The 25,448-nt window shown below is 57.7% G+C and carries 20 protein-coding genes; 14 read left to right on the plus strand and 6 right to left on the minus strand.

The features are described from left to right. Positions 1-158 precede the first annotated feature (158 nt). From ASD80_RS02230 to ASD80_RS02240, 3 genes are all read right to left on the minus strand, one after another. Positions 159-1,538 carry a hypothetical protein gene (locus ASD80_RS02230; protein WP_156460291.1) on the minus strand — a complete coding sequence of 460 codons (1,380 nt, stop codon included), beginning with the start codon at positions 1,536-1,538 and terminating at the stop codon, positions 159-161. Between the two features lie 13 nt (positions 1,539-1,551). Beyond that, positions 1,552-2,313, minus strand: a complete 762-nt coding sequence (locus ASD80_RS02235) for a hypothetical protein (RefSeq protein ID WP_056228364.1) — start codon at positions 2,311-2,313, stop codon at positions 1,552-1,554. A gap of 127 nt (positions 2,314-2,440) precedes the next feature. Next, positions 2,441-3,592 carry a hypothetical protein gene (locus ASD80_RS02240; protein ID WP_056228367.1) on the minus strand — a complete coding sequence of 384 codons (1,152 nt, stop codon included), beginning with the start codon at positions 3,590-3,592 and terminating at the stop codon, positions 2,441-2,443. A 57-nt stretch (positions 3,593-3,649) separates the two neighbouring features. On the opposite strand from ASD80_RS02240, the gene ASD80_RS02245 reads away from it, so the two are divergent. From ASD80_RS02245 to ASD80_RS02305, 14 genes are read left to right on the plus strand one after another with little or no spacing between them, the layout of a single operon-like run. Next, positions 3,650-4,918: a lipopolysaccharide biosynthesis protein gene (locus ASD80_RS02245; RefSeq protein WP_056228370.1), complete on the plus strand. Its 1,269-nt coding sequence runs from the start codon at positions 3,650-3,652 to the stop codon at positions 4,916-4,918. Next, positions 4,915-6,219 (plus strand): polysaccharide pyruvyl transferase family protein, encoded by a 1,305-nt coding sequence (locus tag ASD80_RS02250; protein ID WP_056228373.1) that lies wholly within the window; start codon positions 4,915-4,917, stop codon positions 6,217-6,219. Before ASD80_RS02245 ends, ASD80_RS02250 begins: the two co-directional genes overlap by 4 nt. Next, a complete protein-coding gene (locus ASD80_RS02255) occupies positions 6,203-7,864 on the plus strand; it encodes a hypothetical protein (protein WP_156460292.1) in 1,662 nt (553 codons plus the stop codon). The genes ASD80_RS02250 and ASD80_RS02255 overlap by 17 nt, the downstream gene beginning before the upstream one ends. Positions 7,865-7,906: 42 nt before the next feature. Next, entirely contained in the window at positions 7,907-8,881 is a 975-nt protein-coding gene (locus ASD80_RS02260; protein ID WP_056228378.1) for a Gfo/Idh/MocA family protein, read from the plus strand. Further along, positions 8,878-9,567 carry a cytidylyltransferase domain-containing protein gene (locus ASD80_RS02265; RefSeq protein WP_056228380.1) on the plus strand — a complete coding sequence of 230 codons (690 nt, stop codon included), beginning with the start codon at positions 8,878-8,880 and terminating at the stop codon, positions 9,565-9,567. The genes ASD80_RS02260 and ASD80_RS02265 overlap by 4 nt, the downstream gene beginning before the upstream one ends. Continuing rightward, positions 9,560-10,360: an SDR family oxidoreductase gene (locus ASD80_RS02270; RefSeq protein WP_056228382.1), complete on the plus strand. Its 801-nt coding sequence runs from the start codon at positions 9,560-9,562 to the stop codon at positions 10,358-10,360. Before ASD80_RS02265 ends, ASD80_RS02270 begins: the two co-directional genes overlap by 8 nt. 2 nt (positions 10,361-10,362) lie before the next feature. Next, complete coding sequence (gene neuB / locus ASD80_RS02275) at positions 10,363-11,394, plus strand: N-acetylneuraminate synthase (protein ID WP_056228384.1); 1,032 nt, start codon at positions 10,363-10,365, stop codon at positions 11,392-11,394. Continuing rightward, a complete protein-coding gene (neuC, locus tag ASD80_RS02280) occupies positions 11,391-12,524 on the plus strand; it encodes a UDP-N-acetylglucosamine 2-epimerase (protein WP_056228387.1) in 1,134 nt (377 codons plus the stop codon). The genes neuB and neuC overlap by 4 nt, the downstream gene beginning before the upstream one ends. After that, positions 12,514-13,143 carry an acetyltransferase gene (locus ASD80_RS19275; RefSeq protein WP_082554997.1) on the plus strand — a complete coding sequence of 210 codons (630 nt, stop codon included), beginning with the start codon at positions 12,514-12,516 and terminating at the stop codon, positions 13,141-13,143. The genes neuC and ASD80_RS19275 overlap by 11 nt, the downstream gene beginning before the upstream one ends. Then, complete coding sequence (locus tag ASD80_RS02285; protein WP_056228391.1) at positions 13,144-14,610, plus strand: aminotransferase class I/II-fold pyridoxal phosphate-dependent enzyme; 1,467 nt, start codon at positions 13,144-13,146, stop codon at positions 14,608-14,610. It abuts the gene before it with no gap. A gap of 20 nt (positions 14,611-14,630) precedes the next feature. Continuing rightward, complete coding sequence (locus ASD80_RS02290; RefSeq protein WP_056228393.1) at positions 14,631-15,512, plus strand: dTDP-4-dehydrorhamnose reductase family protein; 882 nt, start codon at positions 14,631-14,633, stop codon at positions 15,510-15,512. A gap of 50 nt (positions 15,513-15,562) precedes the next feature. Next, positions 15,563-16,597: a polysaccharide biosynthesis protein gene (locus ASD80_RS02295; RefSeq protein WP_056228396.1), complete on the plus strand. Its 1,035-nt coding sequence runs from the start codon at positions 15,563-15,565 to the stop codon at positions 16,595-16,597. A 20-nt stretch (positions 16,598-16,617) separates the two neighbouring features. Next, entirely contained in the window at positions 16,618-17,745 is a 1,128-nt protein-coding gene (gene wecB / locus ASD80_RS02300) for a non-hydrolyzing UDP-N-acetylglucosamine 2-epimerase (RefSeq protein ID WP_056228592.1), read from the plus strand. Between the two features lie 3 nt (positions 17,746-17,748). Beyond that, positions 17,749-18,975, plus strand: coding sequence for a glycosyltransferase family 4 protein (locus ASD80_RS02305; protein ID WP_056228399.1), 1,227 nt, complete (start codon positions 17,749-17,751; stop codon positions 18,973-18,975). Here the strand turns inward: ASD80_RS02305 and ASD80_RS19235 are convergent. From ASD80_RS19235 to ASD80_RS02320, 3 genes are all read right to left on the minus strand, one after another. Beyond that, positions 18,972-20,087, minus strand: a complete 1,116-nt coding sequence (locus tag ASD80_RS19235; protein WP_320410336.1) for a sugar transferase — start codon at positions 20,085-20,087, stop codon at positions 18,972-18,974. The two genes, ASD80_RS02305 and ASD80_RS19235, sit on opposite strands and share 4 nt — an antisense overlap. A gap of 1 nt (position 20,088) precedes the next feature. After that, positions 20,089-21,978, minus strand: a complete 1,890-nt coding sequence (locus ASD80_RS02315; RefSeq protein WP_413813357.1) for a polysaccharide biosynthesis protein — start codon at positions 21,976-21,978, stop codon at positions 20,089-20,091. A 574-nt stretch (positions 21,979-22,552) separates the two neighbouring features. Further along, positions 22,553-25,411 (minus strand): nidogen-like domain-containing protein, encoded by a 2,859-nt coding sequence (locus ASD80_RS02320; RefSeq protein WP_082554998.1) that lies wholly within the window; start codon positions 25,409-25,411, stop codon positions 22,553-22,555. Positions 25,412-25,448: the final 37 nt, after the last annotated feature.

Genomic DNA, 25,448 nt, shown 5'->3' on the forward strand with positions numbered 1-25,448 from the left:
CTGGCCCGTTTTGTTCGTCCGTCGGCGCAGTTGCCAGCGCCAAGATGTCGATTCCGAGTGCTTTCTACGCAAAACTGGCCAATCCAGAAAGCCCAAATATGACGCGCCGCACCGAGAGTGCTTGCTGCGTCCTGGTATGTCATCGAGCTGGGGTATCGTCATATCCGATTTGGTCTTTGGCCTGCCTGCATCCCGTGTATCTGTCCCGGGGGCATGGAGGCCAGCCCGTGCCTGCCTGCAACCGTCGTCAGCGGTTCTGCCGTCGCGTTTGCAGATATGAGATACGCTCCAGCAGCAAAGTATCCGATCAGATAGTATGGCAGGATCAACTGGTTGCCAAAAACGAAGCCAAATATCTGCAGCATCAGGAATGCCATCAACGAAATCGAACCACTTGCCTTGGCCAAAGCCACCATCGCGGCAATCAGGACGCAGAAGACAAAATAGTCGGCAGTGGGGAATATCTGGTTTGCGGACGCGAATGTCGAGAAGGCCGTTCCGGCATTGAACCCGTTAATGGACATCGTCTCGGCAAGTGAACCGGGGGATGACGAAAACGTTAACTGCAACAATTGCGCAAAATATCCAGGAGCGGTCGTTGCGGATTCGAAATATCGCTGAAGAACAGAAATATTTATTCCAAAATATCCGTACAACCAATCTACGGAAGAAATATTTATCCTGGAGTTCAGGATGCTGCTGATCGAAACACCAGCGGAGTATAAATTCTGCCGCACCTCGCCTGCAATAACAAATACGATGGCCGTTATGATCCCGAGGCCAACTAACAAAATTAGGTATCGACGACGCAGGCCGTAGCGATGAACAAATATCAGTGCGCAAAAGAACAGAAACGTCAGGATGCGTATGGAGTCTCCGCGTTTCACGTCCACAATCGAAATTGCCAGGGTCGCCAGAACGAGCACGACGCGGCTCAGCTTGCCCATCGATGTGAAGCAACATAACAGAAAAATGGTCAGTACGCCCTGGAGGCCCGAGAGTCCCGACACCCGATAGAGGTCGCCGTCCGTTTTCAGGCCTTGAAGAAATCCAGTCAGGCGGACGCCTTTCATCAGGGTAACGCTGACGGCGATAGCGATTAATGCCAGCAGCAACACGCTCAGTATGGCATTGCTGTCATTGCGGTGGACGTGAAAGGGTCGGGTGACGACGGCCGTACCTGCTGCAATTGCCAGGCCCAGCAAGGACATATGAAGTACCAGAAACAGGATGAAGTCTGGCGTGAAGGCTGGCTGATCCCGCGAAAGCTGCAGTGACGCCAGCGCCGTCGCTAGAGAAAAGCTTATCAGGTAGACCTTGAGTAGCAGTTGGTCACTCGAAACTGCCGCAAGCGCCAACGTACATACCAAGCCTGCACTAAGGTTCACGACAATGTTGATTGGGGCGGGCGTGTGGACGAAAGCATAGTAGAGCAGTGACAGTGCTAGCCAACAGTAAAACGTGATAGCAGCGAGCATGCCGGTCCGTATCTCTACGAAGGCTTTCTTGCCAAGGCTGCGATTGTCTTGCTGCGGCAATTGAGTCACTCGGTCAGCGCCGCCCAAAAACGAAAAACGCCCTGCGAATGCGGTTTAGCTTTATCGCCTTCAGGGGGTCCGTCGAGGCAGAGCGCCACATCGCTCTTGCGACAAGCAAGCCGAACACGAGCAGGGCGGTGGCAATAGCCATGAGGATTGGTGTACTGGCGTCCTGCTTCGGGGGAGACTGAATGACGATGTCCACGTCGGGCGTCGTCACCAGTCGCAGATCGAGTGCCTTCCGCAGCGATCTCTGGGTGCTCTTGAGCTCGGAAATACGGCTATCGAGCGCCAAGAACGCGCTAACGAATTCTGCGCCAGTCGAGAAGGCCTGATCGGCGCCGGTCGGGCCACCCCCAAGCTCCAACCCTTCCAATTTCTGAAACAGGACTTCGAGGGCTTCCAGCCGCCCGGCGGTCTCTTCCAAAAGCTGGTTCGTTTCGGCAATCTGCGCTTCGGAATACGCTGGGATTTCGCTCAGCGCGACCATAGTGGCGCGTACCTCCGCTGCGATGTGGGCCACGTCCCGATCCAGGCTAACGATGGTGACATTGCCGCCTGATCGGCGGACTTGTCTCGTGTCGCTGGGCCCCAGCACATCATCGACGATCTCGCCCAGTGCCGTCTGCGATATTGTCGAGTTGAACGGCGAAGTCGCTATCGCAAGGGAGTCTGCCTGCTGGTCCAGCGTGCTGACGAAAAAAGCGACGCCGACCAATATCGGCAGAAGGATAAGTATCAGCCAGGATTCGGCGGCAATAACCGCCAGATCCATAAGGCCAAAGCCACCCCGGACGGTCGGATTGGCCGCTACATTTCCCTCTGGATTATCACGTTGGCTATAGTCTTGCACAAGGCACCTCAGTCATTGGCGGCCGAACTACGATGGCTGCCTCCATCTATTAGATGGATTCCTCGATCACATCGAGAATCATCTGAAATTTTTCTTCCGGCAGCAGGACGTCCTTTCGAGCGTCCCAGGCCGCCCGTGCCGATTTTTCCAGATTTGTCATTGCCGACAGCAGCGTTCGCGCGAAGGCTTCAGTGTCCAGCGGTTCAAAGAAAAGGGCAAAGTCGCTGCAGAGCCCTCTAGCGAAAGGCCGGTCCGAGGCCAAAAGCGTGCGTGGAATGAACCTGGTCTCGTTATAGACCGCTGAGTAGGTCTCGAACGACGATGGTTGCACGACGACATGACTCCTTTGATACTCCCGTAGCAGGGCGTCGGGAGAAAGAACGCCAAGAAACTCGACGTGGCTGGCGTGCGGCCCCAACTCAGGGTGCCACGCCGCCGCCTCGCGATCGAGCGTCAAGGCAAAGCTGAATTCATCGAGCCCAGCACGCTTCAGCGCGGCGACGTAGCCAGGGATCATGTGATTGTTTTTGTGCGGCTGCGTGCCGGTAACGAACAATATTCGCGGCCCGTCCCGCGACGACAAGGTATGCGTCATATCCGGATCCGCCGAGGAAAACACGTCATTGACGCTGTTACCGATGATGTGGGTTTGCGCGATTGGGTAATGCCAGCGCGCCGCGTAGTTGTCACGTTCGCCGGCAGTTTCAAAAATCAGGCGACTGCTGGCCGACAGCATCCTTCCATAGGTAAGGTAGCGAAGATATTGGATAGGCCAGCTACGCCCAAATATAGCCTTCATTACCTCGCGGTTCGGCGAGGTGATGAAGGCATTCGCGACACCGCTAATCTGACGGGGGTGGGAAATGCCTGATGGACCGAAAAGGCTGAGCACGCAGTCATAGTCGGCCGCCTCGAGGAACTTGCCGATTTTGCGCCGTGCCTTCAGTGATCGCATTGGAGATGCGCCGACCACCAGCACGTCTTTTTCCGGCACCTGGCGCATGGAGGGTTCGAGCTCATCCAGGTGCCGGCTGTTGAGGATATAACTCAGCTGGAACGGAAGGGATTGGCTCCGGCGCATTAGTTTGTCCATGAACCACGTGCCGATCTGCAGTCCGCCGCCCGCTACACAGTTCGAAATGTTGATTGCGATACGGGGCCGGGCTCCTCCACGCTTGGCCGACCGTGCAGCGATAGTCATGTTTCGCCCCGCATGTTATTGCCTGCGCCGATTCAAGGCGCAGAAAGTCCGACCGCAATGGCCAATCATCTTGCCCTGTTCAGGGCGGTTATCACCTCCCAGGCCTCGGCTGGCATCCAGACTATTGCAAGCTTGGCCGTGCTGATCCTGCTTACCCGCAATACCGAGGTGGCGACATTCGGGCAGTATGCCGTGCTGTCCGGTGTGGTGGCCACGTTTACCAAGTTCGCCGGAATTAACACGTTCTTTTTCTATCGCAATCGCTACCCTCTTGTCTCCTACCGGGAGGCATTGGGCATACTTGCTCTATATTTGCCCTTCGTATTGATCTGCGGCGCTGTAGTGGTGCTGGTCGCCGCAGGAACCAATCTTGCTCTGCCGTTTCTTCCGCTCGTCGATACCATCGACTACCTGTTTCTCGGTGCGCTGGCCATGCTGTCGCTACTCAATATTGAGCTCGCGCGCTTCTACCAATCCATCGGACGAAACGTCTTCGGCATCTGGCTAGCGACGGCGGCGAAGGTTGCCGGGCTAGCACTGCTGCTCGTCGCGCTTGCGATCCTGCAGGCCCCTTTCAGTCTGCGCACGATCCTGATTGTCCTCGTCCTTGCCCAAATTCTGACGATTAGTTATCAGATCGCCCGCGATCCGCCCTTCCTTCAGATACTTTCCGCCCGACCTGGTCGCTTCGACTGGCGAGCCATCACTACCGGTGTACTGATGATACCGACGGCATTGTTCTATGATGCGCTGACGTTGCTGGACCGCCTAGCCATCTCCGCCCACCTGAGTTATGAGACTGTCGGCCATTACAGCCTTGCCTCCCAGGGCATCATGATCGCATACACCATCCTAGGCGGCAGTCTTATCACCTTGTTTTACCCCCGGCTCGTACAGGCCCGGCAAGCTAAGCGGGCGGATGAAACCTACCGCATCATCCGCTTCGGCTTTCTGGTCGGTACGGGCTCCTGCATCGTCGGGGGAATAGCGATAGCGGCATTGAGCGGGCTTGTTCCGCTAGTGTTCGGGGCCCAATACAATGAGAGCGTTGATATCCTGAGGATGATGTCCTTCTTGCCGCTTGCGTTGTTTTTGCTCAGTGCGCTTGCGCACCTTTCCTATCTCTACGAAGACCAGAAGCTGAGTGTCCTGGCTTACACATTCGGGACTGTTCTGTGCGCTGCGCTGAACTACGGTCTTGTCGCAATGTGGGGAACAGTCGGAGCCATAGCGGCGGCCTATATTTCATTGGTCACTTTGATCGTACTGCACGTATTCATTCTTCTGCGCAGGTTGCCGCAGATCCGCCACGGACAACCCGGATGACCAGCGTAATTCTCGGCCACTGCTACACCACTAAGAACAAGGGTGATGCAGGCATCGTTATCGCCACGATAGAGACGATCAAGAAACAATCGCCGGGTGTCCGCATTCGTGGCATGTCGACGTTTTCCTCGCGTGATCAGGAATTCATCCATCATCACGAGGACTATCGGGCTTCTGGTGCCGAAATGGTGCCGGCCCTGTTGCCCGAGGACAAACTTTACCTGTTCGGCAAGACCTTGAGATCCCCGATCGCCAAGATATTTTCCGTAGTCAAGAACTGCTATCTACTGGCGCAGGGCTACCTGCTCCATAGTCTCAACCCTAAATGGGCGTTCGGCGACGTTGGGCAGGCGCTCAGGGCACTCGACGACGCCGACGTTTTCATCAGCAAGGGCGGCTCCTTCATCTATAATGAAGGCGGCATTCGAGGCGATATTTCGCTGTTTAAGTTGCTCATACCTTTCTGGGTTGCCAAGTCACTGGGCCTCCGTACGATCATCCTCGGACAGTCGCTCGGGCCCTTTAATACAGTGTTGTCAAAGCACCTGTTCAAGTGGTTCCTGCCCAGCATCGACAAGATCTATCTGCGTGAACGGCGCTGCCTGCGGTACCTCGACTATCTTGAGCCCGCCAGTTACGTCGACAAGCTTGATGACTGCCCGGACCTGGCCTTCGCTCTTACTTCGGAAGGATTTGTCCCGATCGTCGACACCGATGATGGGGCGCCGTGTATCGGTCTGACCATAGTCAACCACCGTTTCAAGACGCCGCAGGCCCGGCAGGCCTATATCGAAATTCTCGGGCAGACCATTGCCTTTCTGGCGGAGCGCTACCCAGGTGCCCGTTTTTACATTTTCCCCCAGGTTTTGTCGGCTGCCGTTGACGGTTCCGTGGATATGGAGCTTTCGAGCGAGGTCGCTTCGTTCTGCCGCGAACGACACGGAGTCCCGCTGGAGTTGGTGGAAGGCGATTACGATGCGCGGGCATTGCGCGAGACCTACAGACGGATGCGGTTCTTCGTGGCAACTCGTCTTCACTCGTCAATTTTTGCATCCACTGTAGGTGTGCCGACGATTGTCTTTGGCTACCATGGTACCAAGGCCGAAGGCATCTGGCACGACCTGGGCTTCGGCGAACTGTTCTTCGATATCAATGCCGTCGATTGGCAACAGGTCCGGGCGGCGCTTGAGACAATTACCGGCAGCGAGGAGGCTGTCTCTGCCGGGCTGATTGAACGAACGGGCCAGTGGCGGAAACGTATCAACGACGTCGTCGGGGGTGAACTTGTCCGCAATTCGTAGACTGGCCTGGCGCCTTGCCGGCGCAGCCATGGCCCCCGTCCGATACCGCAAATGGCCAAATCCGTATGATCGGTTTCGTCGCCTGCCTGGCGCCGACAAGCTGGGGGCGAAGTCGGTTTCCGGTAGCGGCAAGCGCGTCCTTTTGCTGCCTCTTCGGGTCACATCGACGTCTAACCTGGTGGAGGGGGTGATTGGCGCAGCGCTTAAGCTGGATGGCCACCAGGTATTCGCGCTTCTTGACGGCGGCGTGCTTCGCTATTCAGACAATGCCACGGTCGGCAAATCGTGGCCGGTGGCCAACGCGCTCTCCGTCTATGAACAGCACCAATTCTGCCGGACGTTCGGTGTCGAGCCCTGCTATTATTCCGATCTTCTGGACTCCCGCCGCGTGGCCCACACACTGAAAGAGATAGGTGGCGCCAGAACCTATGATGAACTGATGGAAAGTCAGTATCGCGGCATTCCTCTGGGCAGGCACGCCAACAGCAGCGTCATGCGCTACCTGCGTCAGGAGACGGTCAACGTTCCGGAAAATGTTGAACTGCTGAGGCACTTCCTTGAGACTGCCCTCAAGACAGCAATGGCCGTAGAGTCGCTGGTACAAGCCAAGCAGATAACGCACGCTTTCATGTCGCATGGGATCTACTCCACCTGGGGTGCGGCCATGGACATGCTGATCCTGGAAGGCGTACAGGTCGGGGTGTGGGGCAGGGGATACATCGGCGGCAATCCGATTTTCGGCCGAAATCAGTCCTACCTGGCGGAAGCGATCGAGGAATCCATTGCCGACGTACGGGAGTACATGGCGCCTTATGACGTCGACCAAGCCTTTCTCGACAGCTATTTCGCGGCCAAGGCCAAGCCAGGTTCCGGCGTCGATGTCGTTTCTTATTACGAGACGCAACAGAACAGCGCCGCCGAATTTGCGGCGGGGCTGCGGGAAGGCTTTGATGGCCTGATCAGCATATTTCCCAACATTCCCTGGGACGGCACCATGTTCGCCGCCTCGGCCTATACGCGCTCGCTGAGGGAATTTGCCGGCAAGGTAGTGTTTGCCGCAAAGCAATTCCCACGCCTTCGGTTTGTCGTTCGCTGCCACCCGGCAGAGCGCCATCGGGAGGGTAACAATTCCCGTGAGACATTCTCATCATTTTTCTCGGAAGCGGACCGGCGTATCGCCAACCTTAAGATCATCGAATCCGACGCCAGCACCTCGAGTTACGATTTGTTCCCCGTCACCGATGCCGCGCTCATTTTCGGTACCTCGATGGGAACGGAACTGGTATTGCGCGATATTCCGGTGATTCAGACCGGAAAGAACGAGTTGGTAAACAAGGGCGTCCTGTTCGAGGTCGCCAGCGATGCAGAGTTGGTCGATCTGCTGAACAAGGTGCAAGCCGGTACGCTGTCACTCAGCGAGGACATGCGCGCCAATGCGCGAGACTATGCCTACTATTTTATCAAGCTTTGCCACGTCCAGGACGACATGATTGAAATCGACCGGTACCGGTTCGTGCAGTATAAATTCGATGCCGTCGATTCCCTAGGAGGCGATAGTTTACCATCGTGCGATGCGATAAAGAAGTTCGCGCTGGGCGAGACGAAAAAATGTATCAATCCCTATGTTGAACGCAGGCCGATATAGCAGCGGGTTGATGTTCCCTTCGCGATATTCGATGGAAATAAGATGCGCGTCCTTGTGATCGGCACCGGTGCGATAGGGCAGCGTCACATTCGCAATCTGCTCGAAATCCGCCCGGATGCCGAACTGGTCCTGTTGCGGCGGGCCGGGGCCCCAAGGCTGACCTTTCCGGATCGGTCAGTCATTGTCGATACGCTGGACGCTGCGCTTGCCACTTCGCCCGACATTGCCGTCATCGCTACGCCATCATCCCTGCATATGCAGGTGTTGCCCGCGCTGATCGACGCTCGGATTGCCTGCTATGTTGAAAAACCGGTCGTCACCAGCCATGCGCAGGTAGCCGAACTACGTCGTGCATTGGCGGATCAGCCCGGTGTTCCCCATGTTACCGGCTTCAATCTGCGCATGCTGCCGTCGCTTGCGCTGGCGCGGGAAACGGTGGCGAATGGCGTACTCGGTACGCTGGCGCGGGCCTCCTTTACCGCTGGTCAGTGGTTGCCGGACTGGCGGCCATCGCAGGATCATCGCGCAAGCTACAGTGCATCGTCCGAGCTTGGCGGTGGTGTGATTTTCGACCTCAGCCACGAATTGGATGCGGTTCGCAGCCTGATCGGCGCCTGCGAGATCGTGTCGAGTGCAACCGCACAGATATCGAGCCTGGACATCGAGAGCGACAGTGTCGCGTGCATCGTCGGCCGGGCCGCGCCTGGCACGCTCGTCACGATCAGCCTCGACTACGTTGCCCGCCGGCCAATCCGGCGGTACGAACTGGTAGGGGATCGCGGTACGCTGATATGGGACCTGCCCTTGCAACGGCTGGAGTTGCAGGACCAGGCGGGCGCCACCCTTCTGGCCGAAGGCGGCCAATCGTTCGATGTGCGTCAGACCTATATCGATGCGATCCGCAGTTTCCTGGGCAGCGCGTTGTACGGTGAGCGCCCTCTGCTGCCTACACTCGAGGACGGCCTGTTGAGTTCCGAGCTTGCCATTGCGGCCCACGAAATGGGGAGTCGGCCTTGACCACGATTGCGACCATCTGCGCCCGCGGGGGCTCCACCGGCGTCCCAGGCAAGAACATTCGTCTGTTGGCCGGCAGGCCGCTGATTGCGCACACGATTGCGCAGGCGCTCGATTGCGGCCAGATCGATGCGGTCTATGTCTCGACCGATTCCGAGGCCATCGCCGAGGTTGCCCGGCAGGCAGGCGCTCACGTTCCCTATCTCCGACCTGCCGAACTCGCCACCAGCACTGCACCAAAAGTACCGGTCATCCAGCATCTGGTGGCGAAAATCGAGGAGAGCGGTGTGGCGGTGTCTTGCATTGTTGATCTCGACCCGACGTCTCCTCTGCGCACGACGGAAGACATCACCAATTGTCTGGCATTGTATGACAGTGAAACCGACATCGTCATCACCGCGTTCGAGTCTGAAAAAAGCCCATATTTCAACATGGTAGAGAGGCGGCCCGATGGCACTGTGGGCCTGGTCAAACCTCCTGGCATTGAAATCTTCGGGCGGCAGGGCGCCCCCAAGGTTTATTCCATGAACGCCTCCATCTACGTCTGGCGGCCGTCGGCGCTCGCCCGTGGAATTTGGAATAATCGGATCAAGATGTATGAAATGCCGCGCGAGCGGTCGATCGATATTGATTCCGAACTGGATTTCTTTTTTGTCGAACGACTAATGGAGTTCCGCGACAATGGTTGAAGTCCCGGCATTCTCGTTGACCGGTCGGACAGTGGTCATCACCGGCGGAGGTGGAATCCTGGGTCAGCGCATGACGGCGGCGATGGTCGCCGCGGGCGCCAATGTGGCCGTCATAGATCATGATCTGGCAAAGGCTACCCAGGCCGCCGAGGCTGGCGCGGATAAGGGAAGGGCGTTGCCTTTCGCCGTCGACATCACCGACGGCGATGCGGTGCGGGCAGTTTCGCTTGCCATTGGCCAGGCGTTCGGGCCGGTGCATGGGCTCGTAAACAACGCGGCTGCCAAAAGTGCCAATTTTTTTGAGCCCTTCGAGACTTTTCCACTGGCGGATTGGAACGAGGTAATGGGCGTCAATCTGACCGGGGCAATGATCTGCTCGCAGATTTTCGGTGCGGCGATGGCGGAGCGGGGTGATGGGTCGATTGTCAACACACTTTCGATCTATGGTATCGTCGCGCCCGATCAGCGGATTTATGAAGGGTCCGAATACGAAGGACGAGCCATAAACACACCTGCTGTTTACTCTGCCTCCAAAGCCGGCCTCTGGGGCCTGACCCGTTATCTTTCCTCGTACTGGGGGCACCGGAACGTGCGTGTGAATGCGCTGACGCCGGGCGGCGTGTTCAGCGGCCAAAACAGCACATTTGTTGACCGGTACAGCGCGAGGGTGCCCATGGGCAGGATGGCTCAGGCGACCGAGATGTCCGGAGCGCTGGTGTTTTTATTGTCGGATGCTTCGTCTTACGTAACGGGGCAAAACATAGCGGTCGACGGCGGCCTGACGGTTTGGTGAACATGAGCACATTTGTCATTGCTGAGGCGGGCGTAAATCACAACGGCCAGGAGGATCTGGCGTTGGCGCTGGTCGATGCCGCCGCCGCGAGCGGCGCTGACGCGGTCAAGTTCCAGACCTTTTCTGCCGAAAAACTTACTCGGCGCGGAGCCGAGAAGGCCGATTACCAGAAGAGATCGACTGGTGATGGCGATCAGTTCCAAATGCTATCGGCTTTGGAGATGAGCCATGAACTGCACCACGCAATTCTGCTGCGCTGCACCGAGCTCGGCATCGAGTTCATGTCTACTGGCTTTGATGAGGACGCGCTCGATTTTCTCGTGAGCTTGGGTATCCGAAGGATCAAGGTGCCGTCCGGCGAGATTACGAATCTACCGTTTCTCGAACATATCGCGGCAAAGAACCTCCCGGTCATCGTTTCTACCGGCATGGCAACTATGGATGAAGTGGTTCGCGCGGTCGATACAATTGCCGAGGCACGTGCGAAAAATGGCTTTGTGGAGCCGTTGTCAGACATATTGACGGTGCTGCATTGTACCTCGAACTATCCAACGCTTCCCGCCGACGTCAACCTTCGAGCCATGCAATCGATTGCCGATATGACGGGCCTGCCGGTCGGCTATTCAGATCATACATTGGGATTGGCAGTCGCGACCGGTGCGGTCGCCCTGGGCGCCACTGTCATAGAGAAGCACTTTACGCTCGACAAGTTGTTGCCCGGCCCTGACCACGGTGCCTCGCTGGACCCGCGGGAACTGGCTGACTTGGTACGGCAGATACGGGACATCGAGGTGGCCATGGGCAGCCCGGTCAAGGCCCCCACCGATTCAGAGCTCCCGGTGCGCGCATTGGTCCGCAAAAGCGTAACCGCGATAAGCCCCATTCCGGCGGGTCATCCCATCACGAGGGAAGCGGTTGCGCTTCTGCGGCCAGGTAGTGGCATTCCACCCTCCGAACTTGCGGCGACACTCGGCCGGACGGCTGCCCGCGATATTGCCGCGGGCGAGACCCTTACCCAGAACGACCTCGTATGAGCCGTCGCAGGATTTGCTACATCACCGGCACGCGCGCCGACTTCGGTCTCATGCGCTCGACCCTTCAACTGATTGCGCAGAGCGACCTTCTAGACCTTTCGATTTTGGCGACCGCAATGCACCTGTCGCACCTCCATGGGGACACACTCGGTGAAATCGGCGGAGACGGCCTGCCGCAACCCCTGATTGTCCCGATAGAACAAGGCGCACCAAGCGGTGCGCTCATGGCTCGCAACGTGGGCCAGATGATTGAGCATTTTGTGGGTTCGTTTGAAGAGCTTCGCCCTGACATCGTGCTGCTGCTTGGCGATCGCGGCGAGATGCTCGCAGGGGCTATTGCAGCGCTGCACCTGAACATACACATCGCGCATATTCACGGTGGCGAGCGAAGTGGGACGGTGGACGAACCAGTCCGTCACGCCATCTCCAAAATGAGCCATATGCATCTCGTTGCCTCCGAGGAGAGCGCGGACCGCCTGCGTAAAATGGGCGAACGCGCATCCGACATTCATGTCGTGGGCGCCCCAGGGCTTGACGGCCTGGTCGATCTGGCCACCGATGACAGACGCAGCCTGGCCAGAGAACTCGGTTTCGATCCGAATAGACCTGTCGCGCTTTTTGTACTGCACCCCGTTGTGCAAGAGGCCCATCTAGCCGGAGTGCAGGCGCAAATGGCACTGAACGCCCTCGCCGAGACCGACCTGCAGGTGGTGGCCCTGCGAGCGAATTCCGATGCAGGCGGAGATATCGTCAACACCGTACTTGAGCGTGCGGCGAGCCAGGACAAGATAATCCTGCGGGCGCACATGAAACGCGGGAGTTTTGTTTCCACGATGAAAGCAGCCGACCTGATGATCGGCAACTCCAGCAGTGGTATCATCGAGGCGGCTACTTTCAGTACCCCTGTCGTCAACCTGGGCCTCAGGCAGAACCTGCGTCAGCGTAACCACAACGTCGTCGATGCGTCGTTTACCCCTGAATCAATCCGAGCGGCGATTAGGCGCGCTCTGAAAATCGGACGGCAACCGGCAGAAAACGTGTATGGAGATGGCAGAGCCGCCGAGAGAATATTGAAAGTATTGCTCGCACCTCCCGATCCAGATCAATTAATGAAGTCAAATGCATATTGACCACAGCGTAGCATTGATCGGGGCCGGTGGGCACAGTCTGGTCGTGATCGAAGCTTGGATCGCAGATGGTCGGCAACTATCTGAGCTAGTCCTTTTCGACCAGGATCCTCGAAAAACAGACGAGCATAGGCTGGGTTTGACGGTACGGGCGTTCGAAGAGAACGACATCCCGAACGGTCGATTCCACATCTGCATAGGCAACAATGCCGTGCGCCTGCGGTGGGGGGAACGCCTTCAGTCCGGCGGGGGAGAGGCTCATAGTATTGTCCACCCGTGCGCCTCCGTCGCGCTATCGGCACGAGTGGGGGGCGGGTGCTTCCTAGCCACTCGCGCCATTGTCGGGCCCCAGGCCAGCATAGGCGCGTTCACGATCGTCAACCACGGCGCGGTGGTCGATCACGAATGCCGGATAGGTGCCGGGTGTCATGTTGCCCCTGCCGCCGTTCTTGGCGGGGCGGCAAAGCTGGGAAATGGCGTATTGGTGGGCGCGAATGCGACCGTGCTGCCGGGCGTGACAATTGGCGACAATGCCATAATAGGTGCGGGCGCAGTCGTCTTGCGCGATGTTCCGGCGAGGGCAACCTATGTCGGAAATCCGGCCCGCGAAGTGAGAAGATAGATGATCATCAAAGATCTGCAGATCACGCGGCAAAATACGTTGCGCGACGCCCTGACGCGGCTGAATGAGCTCGGCACAGGCATCCTCTTGCTCGTCGGCGAACACGGACGCCTCGAGCGAACTGTTACAGACGGTGACTTGCGGCGGCTCCTTCTTGAGCACAACCAGCTCGACCGGCTCCTGGTAGAGCTGCCGGAACAGAAGTCCACCGTTATTGAAGAGGGCTACACGCGCCGCCAAGCACTTTCGCTTATGCGAGAGCGCCAGGTCAATCAGCTTCCCGTAGTCGACGATGCCGGCCGCGTGACAGCTCTCCTCAATCGTTCCGACATCGACGAGCAGGTGCTGCTTTCAACCCCGCATATGGGCGACACCGAACTCGAATTCGTCATGGAGGCCTTTCGGACCAACTGGATTGCCCCCTTGGGACCCAATGTCGACGCGTTTGAACGAGAAACTGCCGAGCTCGTCGGCGTGGAACACGCTGTCGCGCTTTCTTCGGGCACGGCGGCAATTCACCTTGCACTTCGGCTCCTCGATGTTGGCCCTGGTGACACGGTCTTTTGCTCGACGCTGACCTTTGCCGCCAGCGTCAATCCCGTTGTCTATCAGGGCGCGCAGCCGGTTCTGATCGACTCCGAACCCGAGAGTTGGAATATGTCGCCTGACGCGCTCGAACGAGCGTTTGAATGGGCTAAGGCCGAAAGTCGTCTGCCGAAAGCAGTTATCGTCGTCAGCCTCTATGGTCAGAGCGCCGATATGGATCCAATCCTGGAAATCTGCGGTCGCTATGGCGTGCCCGTCGTGGAAGATGCCGCCGAGTCGCTGGGGGCACGATATAAGGGCAAGGCCTCCGGCACCCTGGGGCAATTCGGCATCTATTCGTTCAACGGGAACAAGATAATCACGACGTCCGGGGGGGGCATGCTGCTGGCGCCCAATGCAGAAATGGCAAGCGCCGCACGCTTTCTTGCCACGCAAGCGCGGGATCCCGCGCCACACTACCAGCACTCCACGATTGGCTACAATTACCGCATGAGCAACATCCTGGCCGGTGTTGGTCGCGGACAACTGCGTGTGCTGGACGAGCGAGTCCAGGCAAGGCGGGCGGTATTTCAAGGCTACAAGGACGCGTTGTCCGACGTAGAATGGCTGGAATGGATGCCCGAGCCGGAATGGAGCTATTCCACCCATTGGCTCAGCGTCGTGGCAATTCGCCAGGATGCTGCGAAAAGCGTCACTGCCCAGCGTTTGATCGAGCGCCTTTCCGAGGAATTTGTGGAGGCGCGGCGAGTCTGGAAGCCGATGCATCTCCAGCCAGTATTCGCCGACGCCCCGTCGTTTGACCACGGAAACCATTCGGTTTCAGCAGATCTGTTCGAACGCGGGGTCTGCCTTCCATCCAGCTCCCATCTGAGCGCAGACGCCGTGAATCGCGTCGTCGACACGATACGCTCTATGCGCTAGCCAACAGGTAAGGAGTTATCATGACATCGGGACAAACGACCGTATTGGTAATCGGTGCCACCGGAATGCTGGGCAACGCCATGTTGCGCCTGTTTGCGCAGTCGGATGGTTACCTCACCTACGGTTCTACGCGCGCACTTCAACCCCGCCCAATTCCCGGAGCCGCCGCCGCCCGCCTGGTTGGCGGTGTCGATGCGGAGAACGTGGATTCGCTGGTGGAAGTGCTGGCGTCTACGCAGCCGGATATAGTGATTAACTGCGTTGGTGTGGTCAAGCAGTTGTCTGCTGCGGATGATCCTCTCGTCGCCTTGCCGCTGAACTCGGTCCTGCCACATCGACTAGCTCGCCTAACGGGCCTGGTCGGCGCTCGGCTGGTTCACATCAGCACGGACTGCGTCTTCAGCGGCAATAAAGGAAACTACCGGGAATTGGATATTCCGGACGCTGGCGATCTCTATGGAAGAAGCAAGCTGCTCGGCGAGGTGGATTACCCTCATGCCATAACCTTGCGGACGTCCATTATCGGGCATGAGTTGAGCGGCGCGCGTAGTCTTGTGGACTGGTTCCTGTCTCAGCAAGGGACGGCCAACGGCTACCGAAAGGCAATCTTTTCGGGTGTGCCAACAATCGAACTGGCCCGTATTGTCCGGGACCATGTGTTGCCAAATCCCGGCTTGCACGGGACTTACCATGTGTCCGCGGCGCCGGTGGACAAATATTCTTTGTTGCAACTGGTGGCAGATGTCTATGACAAGGCGATAGACATCGTTCCTTCCGACGCCGTTGAGATCGATCGTTCACTTAATTCAGAGCGATTTGCCCAAAGCACCGGATATAGGGCTCCCGACTGGCCGACACTGATCCGTTACATGCACGAAGACAAGTTGGCCTGCGAGGCCTGAAGGACACCTTGCGCCTTTACTGGCCGCATCAGCAATCGGAGATTGAGCCAATGATCGAGGGAAGTTGCCTCCTGATAACCGGGGGTACAGGCTCGTTCGGGAATGCCGTGCTCAAGCGGTTCCTGACCACCGGAATCCGCGAGATTCGCGTATTTAGCCGGGACGAAAAGAAGCAGGATGATCTGCGGAAGAAATTCAACAGCGACAAACTGAAATTCTATCTCGGCGACGTGCGCGATATCGGCAGTGTTGGTTCTGCCATGAGGGGCGTCGATTACGTCTTTCATGCAGCCGCGCTCAAGCAGGTGCCGTCTTGTGAATTCCATCCCATGGAAGCAGTCAAGACCAACGTCATGGGCACCGAGAATGTGCTGCAGTCCGCAATCGACAATGGTGTAAGGCGGGTGGTGTGTCTGTCGACCGACAAGGCCGTCTATCCCATTAATGCCATGGGCATCTCCAAGGCGCTCATGGAAAAAGTCATGGTTGCCAAGTCGCGCAACCTGGACGGGACATCGACCGTCATCTGCGGGACGCGCTACGGCAATGTCATGGCATCCAGAGGGTCGGTCATCCCGCTATTCGTGGATATGATCCGCCGAAATGTACCCCTGACCGTCACCGATCCGAATATGACCCGCTTCATGATGTCGCTGCCCGACGCGGTGGATCTTGTTCTCTATGCATTCAAGCATGGTGCCAACGGCGACATCTTCGTGCAGAAGGCACCCGCAGCCACGATCGAGGTGCTTATAAAGGCCCTGCTCAGAATCATGGATCGCCCCGACCATCCGGTCCGGATCATCGGCACCCGCCACGGCGAAAAGCTGTATGAGACGTTGCTGAGTCGGGAAGAGATGGTCTCGGTGCAGGATCTCGGCAACTATTTCCGCGTTCCCCCGGACCTGCGCGATCTGAACTATGCCAAATTCGTTGAAGTGGGTGAGCCGCAAATTTCCACCAGCGCAGACTACAATTCGGACAATACTGATCGGCTCGATACGGACGGTATGGTCGAGTTGCTCGAAAAGCTTACTTACATCCAGCAGGCTCGCGACGGCGTTGTCGCAGAGCTGGAGGACTGACATTGCTCTTCACCAGCAAGATGAAGGTGATGACGATTGTTGGGACCAGACCCGAGATCATCCGCCTGACGCGCGTCATCGCCAAATTGGACGAACATTGCGACCACGTACTCGTTCATACGGGGCAGAACTATGACTACGAGCTGAACGAGATTTTCTTCAATGAACTCGGTGTGCGGCGGCCAGACCATTTCCTGAATGCCGCCGGCGCCACCGCTGCCGAGACCATGGGCAAGGTGATCATCGAAAGTGACAAGGTGTTCGAGTCGGAGAAACCCGAAGCCATATTGATTCTTGGAGACACCAACAGTGCCATCTCGGCCATTCCTGCCAAGAGACGCAAAATTCCTATTTTTCATATGGAAGCGGGGAATCGTAGCTTTGACTTGCGCGTTCCTGAGGAAATCAACCGCCGTATCGTTGATCACATCTCGGATATCAACCTGACGTATTCCACTATTGCGCGGGACTACCTGCTGCGCGAAGGCAGACCTCCCGACCAGGTCATCAAGACCGGCAGCCCGATGCGCGAGGTGATCAATTTCTATGCCGACGGGATTGAGTCATCCAACGCCTTGAAGGAAGCGGGACTGACTGAATACGGCTACTTCCTGGTCAGCGCACATCGGGAAGAAAACGTCGATTCTGACATTAACTTTCCCAAACTCGTCAATGTCATCAACGCGATTGCCGAGCGCTTCGGCATTCCAGTGATCATATCCACCCATCCACGGACACAGAAAAGGTTGGAGCGGGCGGGCGTGACCTTCCACCCGCTGGTGCGCCCGATGCGCCCCTTCGGCTTCCTGGACTATCTCAAGTTGCAGAAGTCCGCACGCGCCGTTCTGTCAGACAGCGGAACGATCACTGAGGAATCTTCGATCCTCAATTTCCCTGCCCTCACCTTGCGTGAGGCACACGAGCGCCCCGAGGGGCAGGAAGAGGGGGCGATTTTGATGTCGGGCCTGCAAGTCGATCGAGTCCTGCAGTGTCTGGCCATATTGGAGTCACAGCCAAGGGGATCAGATCGCGGCATCTCCATGGTGGCGGACTATGCAGCCGACAACGTGTCCGAAAAGGTGGTGCGGATTATCCATAGCTACACCAACTATGTGAATCAGGTCGTCTGGCGCAAGATGCTGGACTAGCCGATGCATATTCTCATTGTCTCTCAGTACTTCTGGCCGGAAAACTTCAAGATCAACGATCTGGCCGAGGAGCTGGTGCGTCGAGGTCACCGCGTCACAGTGCTCACCGGCAAGCCGAACTATCCATCTGGCGAGGTCCTGGAGGATTTCAGGAAGGATCCGGCGCACTATGCCTTCCTCAATGGTGTCGAAATCGTTCGAATTCCTATGCTTGCAAGGGGGCGGGGTAGTCTGCGGTTGGCGCTCAACTATGCCTGCTTCGCGGCGTCGGCATGCCTGTTTGGCCCCTGGAAGCTCCGGAAGGTGCGGGTCGATGCGATTTTCGTCTTCCAGGTATCGCCTGGTACGGTGGGCGTTCCGGCAGTGTTGCTCAAATACCTTAAGCGCACCCGCCTTGTGCTTTGGATACAGGATCTGTGGCCGGAGACGCTCGATGCCATAGGCATAACCAAGGGTGGTCTCCCGGTCTGGCTGATCGGCGAGATGATGAGCTTTATCTACAAAAATTGTGACCTGGTGCTCGCCCAATCGCGCAGCTTCGTGCCGTTAGTGCAGGGACGCACCGATAAGCCGGAATCCGTTGTGTATTTTCCGGGCTGGGCAGACCCTCCAAGCGGTGCGGCTGTAGATCGGGCGCCCGAGATCGCCCTCCGCCCCGATACCTTCACCATCATGTTCGCCGGCAATGTCGGGGTGGCCCAGGACCTCCCAGCGGTGTTGCGCGCTGCCGCCATCGTCAAGCAGAACCGACCGGACATTCGCTGGATCATCGTGGGCGATGGGAGAATGTTCGATTTTGTGGAAGCCGAAGTTGCCAGATTGGACCTGGGTGGCCAGGTGACGTTGGCCGGACGGTTTCCACCTGAACGCATGACGTCGTTCTATCGCCATGCCGATGCCCTGCTGGTATCGCTGCAGGATAAGCCCATCTTTGCCATGACCATTCCGAGCAAGGTTCAGTCCTATCTGCAGTCCGGCATCCCAATCCTGTGCATGGTAGGCGGCGAAACCGCAGAAATTGTTACCCGTTCTGGTGCAGGACTTGCCGTTTCCCCGGGCGACAGCGACGGCTTGGCGCGCGCGGTGACGGCGATGGCCGACTTGTCTGAAAACGACCGCAAAGCAATGGGAGAGCAAGGCAAAGCATATGCCGCTCGCGAATTTGACCGCGGCAACCTGATTGCGCGCCTGGAAGGTTATTTCAAGCGTCTGACCGGGCAGCCTAGCTAGCCCACATTGTCCCCACGGCCTCGTCCCAGCGCGGTATCCACGATGATCCTGAGGTCGAGCAACAGTGATTGCAACTGACCGTAGCATATGTCGTACCCAGCCAAGCGGGCAGGGTTGCTCATGTCGATCCGGTTGACCTGACCAAGACCGGTAATTCCAGGCTTGAGTTTGAGGGACCCATTAGCGCGACGTGCGTCAATTAGATCGACTTGGATAGGAAGGCAAGGACGCGGACCGACGAGGCTCACTTGGTTGAGAATGATGTTGATAATCTGAGGAAGCTCATCGAGCTTGGTTGCACGAAGCAATCGTCCGAGGCTGGTCACAGCTGTTGCGCGGACCTCATGCGTCGCTGCCTCGGCCGTACCAAGCTTCATGGTCCTGAACTTGTAGCACTTAAATAATTCGCCATCGCGTCCAACGCGAACCTGAGTGAATAACCCGGGGCCAGGTGACTGCAGCTTCACGCCAATCCATACTAGGATCAAAAGCCACCACAGCAGCAGAACGACGGTTAGGGCAAAGGCCAGATCGACGGCACGTTTGGCCCCTCGAAATACCCAGTTGCCGGTCTGTCCCTCGCTGACAATCAACCGTGGGGGTCCGCCGTGCGCTGCAACATCGAGCAGCGTACGGCAAACCAGGTCAACGCCGACGACCGGCCGAAACGCGGATACTATCTGTCGAAAAAGGCTCGCTTTACCTGCTGGCGCCTCAACTTTTGGCAGATAGACGTTGATTACATCCAGCGCCTTGCCCGACAGGTCCGCTGCGGCCGACCGCATGCTCGCGGCAATGAGCAAGGGGTCGTCGCGGCCCAGCGCGTCAATTGAGGTCACTTTGATAACGCGCGCAATGCTGCTGTTGAGACGCTCGAATTCGGCTGTGTCGGCGGCGCCTGCCTTGGACGGATCGTCCAGGTGGATCAACGCAATATAGCCGTTGCTGCCCAAAGCAAGATCCCCGTAGTGGCAGCAATTGATGTGAGGATAAATTCGTTTAAGGGCTGTCGGGTCCGACCCGACCAAAAGCAGTTCCACGTTCTGGCTGGCCAACATCGACACGACCTGCCGGCCCATATGGCCGCTGGCGCCCGTAATAACTATCACCACGTCAAACGCTCCCGACGTTCTCGAGTGCCTTTGGAAGTTCTGATTTGGTATCGGACTCCAGGACCAGTTCGAACAGCAAGTGTCGCGCCGCCTGCTCGTCACCCGCCCGGATTGCAGCTGCCAATGCCTCCATTCGCCTCGCCAGAGACCCTGTTTGACGTGCTATTGCCGTTGCCTTCAGGATTTTTGGATGCCGCGTCTGCACGGCGCTGGCTTCATCGTAGAACAATTCTTCATACATTTTTTCGCCTGGACGCTTGCCGATCGCGACGATCTCGATATCGCCGTCGGGCTCGCGTTCAGACTTCACCGTCAGACCTGCCAGACGAACCATATTCTCTGCCAAATCTGAAATCAGCACAGGCTCACCCATATCCAGCAGGAAGACGTCCCCTCCTTCCGACAGGGCTCCCGCTTGAACTATCAGTTCTGCCGCCTCGGCAATCGACATGAAATATCGGGTCATTCCAGGGTCGGTGAGGGTCACCGGACCGCCATGGGCAATCTGTTCCTTGAACAGCGGGACGACCGAGCCATTTGATCCCAATACATTGCCGAACCGTACCGCACAAAACCGCTGGCCCGATCCATTGGCCTTGGCCTGCATGGACTTCTCCTGCACCACCAACTCGGCCCAGCGCTTTGTAGCGCCCATGATATTGGTGGGACGGACAGCTTTGTCGGTTGAAATTAGCACGAAATCGCGCACGCCGAGCTCACTGGCGGCATCGGCGACTGTCGCTGTGCCAAATACGTTGTTGCTGATGCCCTCCAGCACATTTGCTTCGACCAGTGGAACATGTTTGTGCGCGGCAGCATGGAACAGCACTTCGATGCCGTGATCCCGTATCGTCTGCCGCAGTCGGTCCGCATTGGTCACCGATCCCAACACTGGGACGATCGAAACGTCGCCCGCCGCCGAAAGCTCCTTGTCGATCTGATATAGTGCGAATTCGTTAGCCTCGAAAAGCACAAGGCGCTGCGGGCGCCACTGCGCGATCTTGCGGCAGAGTTCTGAGCCTATGGAACCGCCTGCGCCGGTTACCATGATCGTTCGTCCGACGATCATGCCGCGGATCAGGTCGAGGTCTGGCGGCACCGAAGATCGACCAAGAAGCTCGTCGATCTCGATCTCACGAATATGACTGACCATATAGCGTCCGGTCACTAGATCGGTCATGGCGGGAAGCGACTGCACCTTGATCCCAAAGCCACTCAGATTGGCCACGATCTCCTTGCGCCGGGAACTGGATAGAGACGGTATCGACAGGATGACCTGCTTCACGCCGAAATCGCGGATCAGGGTGGGCAGATGCGACGGATTGTAGATGCGAATGCCGCCGACCTCTCGCCCTTGCAAAAGCTGCAAATCATCCAGAAAACCAACGATGAAATGGCTTCCGCGCAGGGAATGCGCCAACTGCGACCCGGCTTCTCCCGCGCCGTAAATCACGACAGCAGGTCTTTGCATCAACGACTTTCGGGATACTGGCCAGAATAGCCATTTGGCAGTGAAGCGACTGCCGATGATAACGAAGGAAGCCAGCGCCCAGTACATGATCGGCACGGAGCGCGGCACAATGCCCCGGCCGGCCATCGTCGTCAGAAATGCGATCAAAACCCAGAAGATGGTGGCAATGGTTACCGCCTTGAGCATCGTCCAGATGGCTCGCTCGGGCAGGTATCGAACAACTGAGCGGTAAAGCCCCATCGGGATGAAGACGGGAATGGCGACCAGGGGAGCCGACAGAATAATCCATAACTGATCTACAGTGTTCGGCAGGTTCCAGCGGTCAAATCTAAGGCCGTAGCTTGCCCACAGGACGACCGATAGCGCAGTGATATCAAAGCAGACCAAAGCCAATCGCTTCCACGGGCGCGACAGCGCCAGCAATTGCATTCTCAGCTTTTCAAACACCGTATCAGCCTTCATTTGAATTCCAAGTGCACGTCTCATGAATGACCAGGTAGGTCAATATACCGAAGGCAAGCTGGGATCGGCCGACGGTGGATGCCATGCAGCATGGACGCAGTTGCGCCGCGGAAGTGCCCGCTTGCACTCGAGGTAAGCATGGCGACCCCGATCGCCCAATCAGGAAATGTGTGCCTTTTTCCATGTCGGTACCACGCAAAGGCTCCTGTGATTTTCGCAATCACGGAAACCGTTGGCGCAGGAAGCGCCCGAGGCCGAGCGGTACCGTAGGTCACGGTCCGATCGCCGAGTTCGTCTATAATAGTGGTCATTATGGGGCGCGTCGGTGACTGCGTTGCACTTTGACCATTTTGACAACTCACTATCGCAGGTCGATTCTAAGATCGAAGTCGCACCGATGTTAGAACCGCCGCATCGCCGACGGGCCGACCAACATCTGGCTCCCTTCTTCGCGCGCATGGCGTACCGACCCACCATCGCGCCTTTCGGTTCTGTCCCCGGCGGTTGCTACGCCGAGGACACGGATTGGGCATCAAACGATATAGAAATCGGAGTTATTGACGACGAGGCCGGCATCGAGATGGGCGAAAAGCACGGAGCCGCCGGCGGCGTTGCCGTTGCTGTCGTAGTAGAGGTTGCCGGTATCGGTTTCATAGATGATGTGGTGGTTGCCAGTCGTCGCCTGGCCCGCCGCGTTGGCGACGAACTGCGCGGCCGAGAGCACGCCGAGGCCTGTTATCGCGGTGAAGATGGCGTTTTCCAGCTGGATGGTATCATCGTTGTGGCTGAAATCGTCGATAGTGTCGACGTTGCCGGCGAGGGCGGTGTTGAAGATGAAGGTGTCCGCCCCCCCAAGGCCGCGCAGGATATCGTTCCGTAGGCCGCCATTGAGCACGTTGTTGCCCGCATTGCCGACGATAGTCTGGGCCATGCTATTGCCTGACAGCGTCATGGAGACGGTGGACGCCTCGTTGGTGGTCGCCAGGTATTCGACGTGGTCGTCGGCGGCGAGCGTGTAGCTGGTCGATGCCAGCACACGGTCGAGCGTGCCCTGACCGATCCCCTCCTGAATGGTGTCGTAGGCGCTGTCGACATAGTAGAAGTCATTGCCGCCCAGGCCTCGCAGGTCGTCGATGCCCCCACCCCCATTGAGGATGTTGGAGCCGGCATTACCAACGAGAATCTGGTTCAGACCGTTGCCCACGAGGTTGATCGTCGTCGTGCCTGCTTCGTTAGTTGTCGCAAGATATTCGATGTCGTCATCGGCAGCGAGAGTGAACGTGGCGGATGCCAGCACGCGATCCAACGTTCCCTGTCCTGCGACTTCCTGAATCTGGTCGCCATAGCTGTCGACATAATAGGTGTCGTTGCCGGCAAGGCCACGCAGGATGTCGAAGCCGCCATGGCCGTTGAGGATATTGGCCGCCGCGTTGCCCACCAGGGTTTGGGCAAAGGCATTGCCGACGAAGTTGATGATATTGGTGGCGGCCTGATTGATGGTCTGAATCAGCTCAATTTCGGTGAGCGCCGACAGGGTGTATGTGGTCGACGCGATGATACGGTCGCTACCCTCGCCTTCTTCCTCGATCACGCTGTCACCGGCGAGGTCGACGAAATACGTATCCGCACCCAATCCACCGCGCATCGTGTCGGCGCCCGCGCCGCCGTTGAGGACGTTGGCGACATTGTTGCCACGCAACAGGTCGGCGCCCGAGCCGCCCGTAGCGTTCTCGATCATGTTGATGGCAATATTGTTGACCAGCACGACATTGGCCATGGCAATATTGTTGGCAACCGAGCCGATCTTGGAGAATGTTCCAGGGCGAAGATCGATGGACACGGCCTGGGTCTGGGCCGACGCGTCGATCAGGTCTATCCCGCCAGCATCATAGATCGTGGCGATAGCCGTATAGTTCGTGCCGGCGAGCAGACCATTGTCAGCCAGCTGATACTCTCCACCGGTGCCAAAATAGTTGGTGTTACCAGTTCGAGTGGTCAGATTGGCGCCGTAGAGCTGCTGCAGCGCAATTATGTCATAAAGCATCGGCGTCACCGGCCAGGCCTGGGCCTGTGCAGGTTGCCCCGCTACGCCGGGATGGGCGACGTAGGACATAACCGTAAACTGATTGTTGTTGGTCGCATCGCCGGCAGTGTTGTTGGGATCCTCGTTCGGATGATGCAGGCCCAGCCCATGACCCAGCTCATGAAGATAGGTTTGCCAGCCGGTATTGCCGTATGAAGCGGAAGCCTGGTCGGCGAGGCCATGGTTGATCCACACGTCACCGTGGTCGGAGGCCTGGCCAAGTGTGCCGGGGAAATTGGACACGAAACCATAAAGGCCCGGGTAGTCAACGAAGTCCGCGCCGCCGAAGACAATATCGCCGGCAGCGACAGTGCCATTTCTGACCTCGAACACCCAAAGGCCCTGTTGACCCGTATTGCCGACAGTGTCCTCAAGCGCCAGCACGGCGCCCTGGTTGCCCGAAGCGGGGAGCTCGAAATAATCATTGCTGTTGCCGGCCGAATAGCCGGCATGCGCTACGTTCCCGCCAAGGCCGCTCGGGCTGCCACCGCTAGCCGTACCTGTCGTCCAGTTGATATCTTCATAGCGGAACACGATGTCGAAATCGCCGCCGCCCCGATCGAATAGCTGCAACTGAAACGAATTGAGGCTTTCGCCGTGGTGATTGTAATAGCCAACGTCGTTCCAGGTGAAGGTGACAACATCACGGACCGTATCGAGATCGACGTAGATCGGGGCGCTCTGCGATCCGGTGGATGGCAAACGTGTGTCAACATCGGCCCAGAATGGTGCGATAATCGGCGTCGACCCCCCCGTGATCTGTGAGGGCGTGTAGGTGCCGACGGGGCCGGAAAACGAAATATTGCCGTTGGTGTTGACGTAAACGGACGAGCCGTTCACCCCGAAGAAGTTAAGTCCATTTTCGAATACGGAAGATAAATCGACCTGAGTCGAGCCATCGTCATTGCGCGGCATGGTCTGCTCGCCAAACCCGGCCGGCCCGCCGAGCCCGCCAACGAGAGTGCCATTGCCGGTTATTGCACTGCCCGGCGTAGCGCCTCCCGAATCGACCGAGCCGGCAACGAGGTTGATATTGGCAACGTCGTTCCACGCGGCAATCGCCAGTTGCGCCAGCGCGCGTTCCTGAGCGGTAAGTGAGAAATTCGAGGTGCCCAGCGGCAGGTTTACATCGAAGTCGGACTCCAGGCTGGACATATCGTAGTGGTCGTTCGTGCCGCTACTGTCCTGATCAATTTGAGGGTAGTAGTTGGGCAGCGTCGAGCCGGCGAATGAATAGGTTAAAACTTGGTTGCCGGTGTGCCAACCGTGTGCCCCGTTGACCAAAAGTGAGCCTGGTGTGGTCGCCATTCTATATTTTCCTCAACTACCCTGCCTTAAATATGCA

The organism is Devosia sp. Root635, assembly GCF_001427605.1.
Taxonomy (GTDB): domain Bacteria; phylum Pseudomonadota; class Alphaproteobacteria; order Rhizobiales; family Devosiaceae; genus Devosia.